We start from the raw sequence: 8,833 nt of genomic DNA, 5'->3' as shown, positions 1-8,833 counted from the left end.
CCTCCACCCCGAGCCCCCGTAGCGGGGCTCTGCTTGACGCGTCAAGGAATCCATTGTCTACTTCAGCGGTCAAGCATTTGCTTGACGCAGCAAGCTTATCGCCCTGCTGACCCCTACTTCGCCCTGAAGAGGTTTTTCATCATGCCCAAGATCGGCATCATCATCGGCAGCACCCGCCCCGGCCGCAACGCCGAAGCCGTCGCCCGCTGGGTCCACGATGTCGCCGCCCAGCGCACCGATGCGGAGTTCGAGCTGGTCGACCTGCTGGACTACAAGCTCCCCCTCCTCGACGAGGCCTACCCGCCGTCGATGGGCAACTACAGCCAGCCGCACACCCTCGCGTGGGCCGAGAAGATCGCCTCGCTGGACGGCTTCCTCATCGTCACCGGCGAGTACAACCGCTCGGTGCCCGGCGCCCTGAAGAACGCCATCGACTTCCTGTACTCCGAGTGGAACAACAAGGCCGTCGGCTTCATCAGCTACGGCGGCACCGGCGGCGCCCGTGCCGTGGAGCACCTGCGCGGGATCGCCGGCGAGCTGCAGATGGCGGACGTCCGCTCCCAGGTCGCCCTGTCGCTCTTCACGGACTTCGAGAACTTCAGCGTCTTCAAGCCCGCCCCCATCCAGCACGACACCCTGGTCACCACCCTCGACCAGGTCGTCGCCTGGAGCAACGCACTGGCCCCGCTCCGCGCCAGCTGAGACAGGCACCACGCCGGCGGCCCGGAGGGCTCACCCCCGGGCCGCCGGATGCAGGCCGGTCCGGGGCGCCCGGCGACAGGGTCGCCGGGCGCCCGGCCGTTTGGGCGCGCGTTTGGACATAGACGGTCGGTCGCCTACTATCGCCGGAGGCCGACCTCCCCTGGTCGCCCGCCCCACAGAGCCACCCTCCGCGGACAGGGAGACACCGTCTTATGCGCGTCGAGATCTGGACCGACATCGCCTGCCCCTGGTGCTACGTCGCCAAGGCCCGCTTCGACCGGGCGCTCGCGGCCTTCGAGCACCGCGCCGACATCGAGCTCGTCCACCGGTCGTACGAGCTCAACCCCACGGCCGAGAACGGCACCACCCCGATCATCGAGGCCGTGGCCGCCCAGTACGGGCGGACCCTGGAGCAGCAGACGGCGCGGGAGGAGCACGCCGCCGCCCAGGCCCGCTCCGAGGGCCTGGACTTCCGCATCGGCGGCCGCGTCCACGGCAACACCTTCGACATCCACCGCCTCCTGCACTTCGCCAGGGCGCACGGCCGCCAGGTCGAGCTGATGGATCTCGTCTTCCAGGTGAACTTCGCGGACGAGCGCTCGGTCCACGACCGGGAGACGCTGGTGGAACTGGCGGTCGAGGCCGGACTGGACGAGACGGCGGTCCGCGGGGTCCTCGCCGATCCCGCAGCGCACGCCGAGGACGTCCGGGCCGACGAGCGGGCGGCGGCCGAACTCGGTGCGGGCGGCGTGCCGTTCGTGGTGCTCGATCGGCGGTACGGGGTGACCGGTCTGCAGCCGGTCGAGACCTTCACCCGTGCGCTGGAGGAGGCGTGGCGCACCCGCACGGAGGTCCGGCACTGAGCCGCCCGCACCGAGGCCCTGCCGCCCACCCGGCCACGGCCCGCCCGCCGGCGGATCCGGCCTCCCGGCCGCCACCGAGCGGCACACCGACACATCCGATCATCCGGTGCGGCCGCCACGGGGGCGTCCCACCCGACCACCTGGAGCAGACATGGCGTCCAACGCCGAAGAACTGGCGCGCGGACTCTTCCGCGTGCTCGAGACCGGGGATCCGGCGCTGGCCGCCGAGGTCGTGCACCGGGAGAACCACAACCGTGAGGCGGCGGTCTCCCCGCGGGCCTGCGCGATCCCGGGACCGGCGGGAACCCTGGCCTCCGGCGCCTGGCTGCGCTCGGCCTTCGGCGACCTGCGTTTCCCCTTCCTGGACCTGCTCCACGACGGGGACCGGGTCTCGGTGCGGCTTCGCATGCAGGGGCGGCACACCGGCCCGTTCGTGCGGTTCCGGGACGGCGTCCTCGACCAGGCCGTCCCACCGACGGGACGTGAGATCGACTTCGAGCAGGTGCATCTGCTGCGGCTTCGCGACGGCAAGGTGGTCGGCCACGAGGCGCTGCGCGACGACATCACCATGCTCGGCCAGCTCGGGGTCTTTCCGCCCACCCCCGCCGTCGGTCTGCGCATGCTGGCGTGGCGGGTCACCGGCAGGGCGGCCCGCGCGGCGGCCGAGGTGACGGCACAGGCCGAGGCAGCCGCCCGGCTGCTGGACGACGGGGTCTGACAGCTCCCCCGCCGGCTCGGACGCGGGCCGCCGCTCCTTCTTCGGGGTGACGCGAGGGGGTGCGGCGGCCCGCGCCGTACTGGTCCCGTCGCTGTGCCCGCTTTCTGACGGTACGTCAGGCACCTGCTGCCAGCCGTTGCAGGATCCGCGCCACGGGCTCGGCGCGGGCATGCCGGTACCCGGTGCCCGCCCAGAGGTGCACACGCTCGGGATCCCCCGCGGCGGCCGCGGCCCTGCGCATCGGGCCGGTCAGATGGTGCAGGGCGGGATATCCGGCGGGGGCGAGGTCGCTGTAGCGGTCGGTGAACGCATTGCGCAGTGCGCGGGCGGGCCGCCCGGTGAAGGCCCGGGTCACCACGGTCCCGTCCCTGGACGGGTCGGTCAGGGCGGCCCGGTGGGTCTGCGAGGTGCCGGCCTCGTCGGCGCGCAGCAGTACGGTCCCCACCATGACCGCCGCCGCCCCTGCGCTCAGCGCCTCGGCCACGGCGGCCGGGGTGGCCACCCCACCGGCCGCGACCAGCGGCAGGCCGACCGCCTGCCGGACCTGGTGCAGCAGTTCGGCCAGCGGCACGGGGGCCGCGGTGCGCTGGGGGGTGAGGGTGCCGGAGTGCCCTCCGGCGGCCGAGGCCTGTACCGCCAGCAGGTCCACGCCGGCCGCGGCGGCCCGCCGGGCCTCCTCGGCCGAGGTCACCGTCTGGACGGTCAGGGTGCCGGCCCTGCGGAGCGCGGCGAGCACGTCCGCCTCCGGGATGCCGAAGGTGAAGCCGACCACCGGGACCGGGTCGGAGAGCAGCAGGTCGACCTTGTCCCGCCAGTGATCGTCGTCCTCGACGATCCCGCTGTCCAGCGTGTCGAGGCGGTGGGTGCGGGCCTCGGGGGCGATGGTGCGGGCGTAGTGGTGGAAGGCCACCGGGTCGACCGGGACGGGGTTGGGGGCGAACAGGTTGACCCCGAAGCAGCCGACGCCCGTGGCGCGGACCTCGGCGATCTGCTCGGCGAGAGCGTCGGCGGTCCGGTAGCCACCGGCGAGGAAACCGAGGCTGCCGGCCCGGGCCGCGGCGGTGACCAGCGCGGGAGTGGTGGGTCCGCCGGCCATGGGGGCGGCCAGGACGGGAGTGGTCGCCCCGAGGGCGGCCAGTGGCGAGACCATGGTGGGTGCTTCCTCCGGTGGGGGTGGTGCTGCCGTCCTGGGGTCCGGCCTGCGCCGGGGCGCAGGCTTCGGTCCGGGGCCGGCGGCCTGCCGGGTCAGCCGGCTGCCGGTGTCCGCGCGGTGGTACGGGCGCCCAGCAGGGCCAGCGCGTTGGGCCAGAGCGCGCTCAGCCGGGAGGTGTCGTTGTGGAGCTTGGCGAAGAGCACCTGGCCCTCCAGCTGTGCGACCACCGACCGTGCTGCCTCTCGGGTGTCGGGGACGGTGACCTCGCCGCGTCCGGCTGCCTCGATGATGACCGAGTCGACCATCTCGACCTGGGCTTCGAAGATCTCCTGGAGGCGTCGGCGGACGGCCTCGGTCTGGTTGCTGAGCTCCAGGGTGAGGTTTCCGAACATGCAGCCGGAGACGGTTCCGCAGCTCTGCTGGTCGGCCCGCAGCTGGGCCTCGGTGTCCGCGAAGAGCTGCCGCAGCCGGGCCAGCGGCTCCGCGCCGTCCTGCAGGACCCGGGTCCAATGGCGGCGCTGCACGGTCCACTGCTCGTCGATCACGGCGAGCGCCAGCGCTTCCTTGGACTCGAAGAAGTAGTAGAAGCTGCCCTTGGGCACTCCGGCCGTCCGGCAGATCTCGGCCACGCCCAGCGCCGAGTAGCCGCGCATCTCCATGAGTGAGCGCGCGGCCTCGAGGATCTTCTCCCTGGCATCACTGGTCCGTCCCATGCCTGGAGTATACGACCGACCGGCTATCATTACTAGACCGGTCAGCTATGGCCCTCGCCTTCCGAGTCCCCCGACCGGTGATGCCTGTACGCCCCTGACCGTCCTTCACCGGACCGGGACGCCACCCCGCTGGTTGCGGGCCTTCCCCGGGGCCGTCGTCGACGTCCAGCGCCTCCGGCCCGCGCCGTCCGGGCCCCGCCGGAGACGCTCGGCCCCCGAGGCCCACCGCGGACGGCCGGGCGTGTCGGCGCTCGGCAAGGAGGCTCCGTGACTGCGGCTCGGGCGCGGCCTCACCGAGGCGACTGGCGCAGCGACCGGAAAGCCGCCCGCAGTTCGTCGCTGAAGATGTCCGGCACCTCCCAGGCCGCGAAGTGGCCGCCGCTCGCGGCCCGGTGGAAGTAGATGAGGTCGTGGTAGGCGCGCCTGGTCCAGCTCAGCGGCGCCTGGTAGATCTCGCCGGGAAACACCGAGACCGCGGCCGGGATGGACACCGAGACCGCGTTGAAGTTGTTGGCGTTGTTCTCCCAGTAGAGGCGGGCGGACGACACCGCGGTGCCGGTGAGCCAGTAGAGCGTGATGTCGTCGAGCATCGCGTCCCTGGTGAGGACGCGCTCCGGATGCCCGCCGCTGTACGTCCAGGCGGCGAACTTGTCGTACATCCAGGCAGCGAGCCCGACCGGCGAGTCCGACAGTCCGTATCCGACGGTCTGCGGACGGGTGACCATCATCGCCGAGTAACCGGAACCCGTTCGGTAGAAGGTGGCGAGGCTGTCGTACGCCGCCCTCTCGTCGGGTGACAGGCCCGCCGGCGCGGGATCGCCGCAGGCGAGCGACCTCGCGACGTCCGGGGGCACCGTGGCCGGGAAGTTGACATGGATGCCGAGCAGCCCCGCAGGTCGCTGCACCGCCATCCGGTCGGAGATCACCGCGCCCCAGTCGCCTCCCTGGGAGACATAGTGCCGGTATCCCAGACGCTCCATCAGGACGGCCCAGGCGCGGGCGATCCGGTCGGGTCCCCACCCGGTCGTCCGCGGCCGCTCCGAGAAGCCGTAGCCCGGTATGGAGGGGATGACGAGGTGGAAGGCGTCCTCGGGACGTCCCCCGTGCGCTGTGGGATCGGTGAGCGGACCGATCACCTTGAGGAACTCCAGGACGGATCCCGGCCAGCCGTGGGTCAGGATCATCGGGAGTGCGTCCGGGTGCCGGGAACGGACGTGGATGAAGTGGATGTCGAGTCCGTCGATCCGGGTCAGGAACTGGGGCAGGGCGTTCAGTCTCGCCTCGATCCTCCGCCAGTCGTAGCCGGACGCCCAGTACGCCGCGAGTTCCTGCATCGTGGCCAGCTGCACGCCCTGGGACTGGTCGGGCACGGTCTCGCGGTCGGGCCACCGGGTCGCGCGGATGCGCTGACGGAGCTCGGCGAGGTCCCGTTCGGGGAAGTCCACCCGGAAGGGACGGACCTCCCCGGACCGGTCCTTCGCGGACGCCGCTTCGGGGAGCGCACCGGCGGCCCCTGACGCTCCCACGGCCAGTACGGCGGCCGAACGGGAGAGAAAGGTACGCCGCGAGTGCCGGGGGGAGGTGTGGGACATGACGGATCTCCTCGCGCTCGCCACGGCCCGCCGGGAGAGATGCGTGGGAGCGGTGCCCGCCCGAGTCAAAACCGTTGCACACGCCCGGACTTCTCACCGGCGGCGGCCGGAGTCAATGCCGGACTCGCCGGCGCGCGCAGCTCGCACGGTCCGAATCCGCACCGGAGGCGGTGGCGACCTGACCTCCTCGCTGCCCGCCTATGACGGCTCCGACGCTATGGACCCGCCTGTGCTCCCGCAACCCGGCCCGGGCGGCCCGGGGCGGCCCCGCCGGTCCGCCACGACGTCGGTTGCCGGCGGAGCCGGTACGGGCGGGAGCCCGGGCCGGGGCCGCCCGGGCCGCGGTCGGCACCCGCCCAGCGGCCCCCGGCCGGGCAGGACCTCACTGGGCCGTACGGGTCACCTGCGGGCCGGCCGCCCGGTCACCCGGCGGCCGGGACCTCGTCGCGCCACGAGTGAACGGGTGCGTAGCCGAGCAGCCGGCGCGCCTTGTCGATGGAGAACAGGCTCTCGTGGCCGGTGATCTCACGCCGCAGCGGCAGGGACGGGTAGACGGTGTCGACCAGTTCCCGGCTGGGGCGGCCCATGACCGTGTCCGGGCTGGCGATGAGAAAGATCTCGACGCCCGCCGCCCGGTACTCCAGCGCCTTGCGCACGGCCTGGGCGCCGTCGCGGGCGTCGATGTACGACCACAGGTTCCAGCGCCGCAGTTCGGGGTCGGCGTCGAAGGAGGGGAAGGCGGCGTAGTCCCCCACCTCCATCACGTTGGAGAAGCGCAGGCCGACCATCTTCAGCTCGGGGTCCCAGCGGCAGAACTGGGCGGCCATCTGCTCCTCCAGGACCTTGCCCAGCGAGTAGGTGCTCTCCGGCCTCGGCGGGTACTCCTCGTCGGCGGGCAGATAGGGGGGCGGGGTCTCGAAGGGCAGTCCCAGAACGGTCTCGCTGGAGGCCCAGACGACGTTGCGGATGCCCGCCTGACGCGCGGCGGCGAAGACGTTGTAGGTGGCGGGGACGTTGTTGCGGAACGTGGCGGCGTTGGTGGTGAGTCCGGGCGCCGGGACCGCCGCGAGGTGGACCACGGCGTCCAGCCCGCGGTGGCGGTCGTCCACCGCGGTCAGCGCCTCGACGGTCTGGCCGTAGTCGGTGAGGTCGACCCGGACGAACGGGCCGAGCGGCTCGGCGGGGGGCGTGGTGTCCAGATTGACCACGGTCCAGCCGTGCTCGACCAGATCGCGGACCACGGCCCGCCCCAGTTTTCCGCTTCCGCCGGTGACGGCGACATGTCCGGTCATCCGCTTCCACTCCTTCGCCATGACACCAAGATCGGCACGGTAGGACTGCGTCAGCCTATCCGCCGTCCTCGTCCGGACGCGTCCGCCGCTGCCGCCGCCCCACCGTCCGCTTGCCCGCATCACAGCTCACAGCTCACAGCCAGCCGCGGTCGTCGGCGACCCGTACGGCCTCCATGCGGTTGCGCGCCGCCGTCTTGGTGATCGCAGCCGACAGATAGTTGCGCACCGTCCCCTCGGACAGGTGCAACTGGGCGGCGATCTGCGCCACCGAGGCGCCGGAGCGGGCGGCGTTCAGCACATCGCGCTCCCGCCCGGTCAGCGGGGAGTCCCCCGCTGCCAGCGTCGCCGCCGCCAGGGCGGGGTCGACCACGCGCTCGCCCCGCACCACCCGCCGGACGGCGTCGGCCAGCGCCTCCGGCGAGGTGTCCTTGACCACGAACCCCACCGCGCCCGCCGTCATGGCCCGGCGCAGATAGCCCGCGCGCCCGAAGGTGGTGAGCACGATCACGCGGCACTCGGGTGCCTGCTGCGCCAGCGCCGCCGCGGCCGCCAGTCCGTCCAGACCCGGCATCTCGATGTCCAGCAGCGCCACGTCCGGGCGGTGGGCGAGGGCTGCCGCGACCACCTCGTCGCCCCGGCCGACCGCGGCGACGACCTCGAAGTCCTCCTCCAGGTCCAGCAGCGCGGACAGGGCGCCGCGGATGAGTTCCTGGTCGTCGGCGAGCAGCAGACGGATCGTCATGCCCTTGCGTCCTCCGGTGTGGTGAGCGGACCGCGGGACCCGTCCCCGCCGAACGTGACCCGCAGCCGCCAACCGCGCGGGAGGGCCGGGCCCGCCTCCACGGTGCCGCCCGCCCCGGCCACCCGCTCGGCCAGCCCGGACAGGCCGTTGCCGCGGGGTGCCGCGGCGCCGGTGCCGTCGTCGACGACCTCGACGGACGAGGCCGTCAGGCGCACCGTGCAGCGTGTCGCCCGGGAGTGCCGCACCACGTTGGTGACGCCCTCGCGCAGGATCCAGCCGAACAGTTCCTGCCGGTCGGGGCCGACCTCCTCGGTGGCGGCCGGCAGGTCGGCCGCCACCCCGGCTGCGCTCAGCAGTTCCCGTGCGTGGGCGAGTTCGCCGGTCAGCGTGACCTCGCGGTAGCCGGAGACGGCCGCCCTTACATCGGCGAGCGCCTCCCGGGAGAGCCTCTCGACGGCGGTGATCTCCTCGACGGCCCGCGGCGACCCGTTCTCGGCGAGTCTGCGGGCGAGGCCGCTCTTGACAGCGATCACGGTGAGCGAGTGGCCCAGCAGGTCGTGCAGATCCCTTGCGATGCGGTTGCGTTCGGCTTCGGACGCCAGCCGGGCCACCTCCGCACGGGCGTCCAGCAGTGCCTGGTTGGCCGTCACGATCTCGGAGAAGCCGAAGACGGTCAGTGCGGTGAAGACGGTCATGACGGCCTCCGTCCAGCCCGGGCCGAGCTGCCAGGGCCGGACCGCCCACGGCACCACCAGAGCCGCGACCGCACCTCCGGCCACGATCGGCACCATCCGCCGCCGGTGCACCATCGCCGCGAAGGAGACCACCACCGCGCCCAGGTAGAAGGCGAAGTCGCGGGCGATCGGGAGCTCGGCGGCGAACAGCACGGCCATGACGGCGATCAGCACCCGCAGCCGCCCGATGCGGCGCTGCGCGAACGAGACCGCGGCCAGGACGTAGGCGGCGCAGAAGGCGGCCAGGAGGACATAGCCCGGTACGGCGGCGGTCCCGCTCGCGTACCGGGCGACCCCGGAGGCCGCCACCCCCGGGTAGACGAG

Annotated in this window: 9 protein-coding genes; 3 read left to right on the top strand and 6 right to left on the bottom strand. The window is 72.9% G+C overall.

The genetic code is table 11. The features are described 5' to 3' along the window. The first annotated feature begins 141 nt into the window (after positions 1-141). The 3 genes from AOK09_RS26445 to AOK09_RS26435 all read left to right on the top strand — a co-directional run bounded on the left by AOK09_RS26445 (position 142) and on the right by AOK09_RS26435 (position 2,283). Positions 142-702 carry an NADPH-dependent FMN reductase gene (locus AOK09_RS26445; RefSeq protein WP_055589766.1) on the top strand — a complete coding sequence of 187 codons (561 nt, stop codon included), beginning with the start codon at positions 142-144 and terminating at the stop codon, positions 700-702. 212 nt (positions 703-914) lie between these two features. Then, the gene (locus tag AOK09_RS26440) at positions 915-1,565 is read left to right on the top strand and encodes a DsbA family oxidoreductase (RefSeq protein ID WP_055589765.1); all 651 of its coding nucleotides are present in this window, start codon (positions 915-917) and stop codon (positions 1,563-1,565) included. Between the two features lie 151 nt (positions 1,566-1,716). Beyond that, positions 1,717-2,283: an ester cyclase gene (locus AOK09_RS26435; RefSeq protein WP_055589764.1), complete on the top strand. Its 567-nt coding sequence runs from the start codon at positions 1,717-1,719 to the stop codon at positions 2,281-2,283. A gap of 115 nt (positions 2,284-2,398) precedes the next feature. On the opposite strand, the gene AOK09_RS26430 is transcribed toward AOK09_RS26435, so the two are convergent. The 6 genes from AOK09_RS26430 to AOK09_RS26405 form a co-directional block, all read right to left on the bottom strand. Then, entirely contained in the window at positions 2,399-3,433 is a 1,035-nt protein-coding gene (locus AOK09_RS26430; protein ID WP_055589763.1) for a nitronate monooxygenase, read from the bottom strand. A gap of 95 nt (positions 3,434-3,528) precedes the next feature. After that, positions 3,529-4,149 carry a TetR/AcrR family transcriptional regulator gene (locus AOK09_RS26425; RefSeq protein WP_055589762.1) on the bottom strand — a complete coding sequence of 207 codons (621 nt, stop codon included), beginning with the start codon at positions 4,147-4,149 and terminating at the stop codon, positions 3,529-3,531. A 290-nt stretch (positions 4,150-4,439) separates the two neighbouring features. After that, a complete protein-coding gene (locus AOK09_RS26420) occupies positions 4,440-5,741 on the bottom strand; it encodes an epoxide hydrolase family protein (protein WP_055589761.1) in 1,302 nt (433 codons plus the stop codon). Between the two features lie 422 nt (positions 5,742-6,163). Continuing rightward, the gene (locus AOK09_RS26415) at positions 6,164-7,054 is read right to left on the bottom strand and encodes an NAD-dependent epimerase/dehydratase family protein (RefSeq protein ID WP_217698485.1); all 891 of its coding nucleotides are present in this window, start codon (positions 7,052-7,054) and stop codon (positions 6,164-6,166) included. Between the two features lie 112 nt (positions 7,055-7,166). Next, on the bottom strand, positions 7,167-7,775 hold the full coding sequence (locus AOK09_RS26410) for a response regulator transcription factor (protein WP_055589759.1): 609 nt from the start codon (positions 7,773-7,775) through the stop codon (positions 7,167-7,169). Beyond that, positions 7,772-8,833 (bottom strand): sensor histidine kinase (locus AOK09_RS26405; RefSeq protein WP_055589758.1); only part of this gene is annotated, 1,062 nt, incomplete at its 5' end. The genes AOK09_RS26410 and AOK09_RS26405, both read right to left, overlap by 4 nt.

The organism is Peterkaempfera griseoplana (assembly GCF_001418575.1).
Classification (GTDB): Bacteria; Actinomycetota; Actinomycetes; order Streptomycetales; family Streptomycetaceae; genus Peterkaempfera; species Peterkaempfera griseoplana.
Note: the sequence above shows the minus strand (reverse complement) of the source record. Positions and strands in the feature narration are given on the sequence as shown.

Bases quoted from the DNA above. Each gene is read 5' to 3' on its own strand.
- AOK09_RS26440 (WP_055589765.1), top strand. From the start codon at position 915: ATGCGCGTCGAGATCTGGACCGACATCGCCTGCCCCTGGTGCTACGTC.
- AOK09_RS26420 (WP_055589761.1), bottom strand. From the start codon at position 5,741: ATGTCCCACACCTCCCCCCGGCACTCGCGGCGTACCTTTCTCTCCCGT.
- AOK09_RS26435 (WP_055589764.1), top strand. From the start codon at position 1,717: ATGGCGTCCAACGCCGAAGAACTGGCGCGCGGACTCTTCCGCGTGCTC.
- AOK09_RS26425 (WP_055589762.1), bottom strand. From the start codon at position 4,149: ATGGGACGGACCAGTGATGCCAGGGAGAAGATCCTCGAGGCCGCGCGC.
- AOK09_RS26415 (WP_217698485.1), bottom strand. From the start codon at position 7,054: ATGGCGAAGGAGTGGAAGCGGATGACCGGACATGTCGCCGTCACCGGC.
- AOK09_RS26430 (WP_055589763.1), bottom strand. From the start codon at position 3,433: ATGGTCTCGCCACTGGCCGCCCTCGGGGCGACCACTCCCGTCCTGGCC.
- AOK09_RS26445 (WP_055589766.1), top strand. From the start codon at position 142: ATGCCCAAGATCGGCATCATCATCGGCAGCACCCGCCCCGGCCGCAAC.
- AOK09_RS26410 (WP_055589759.1), bottom strand. From the start codon at position 7,775: ATGACGATCCGTCTGCTGCTCGCCGACGACCAGGAACTCATCCGCGGC.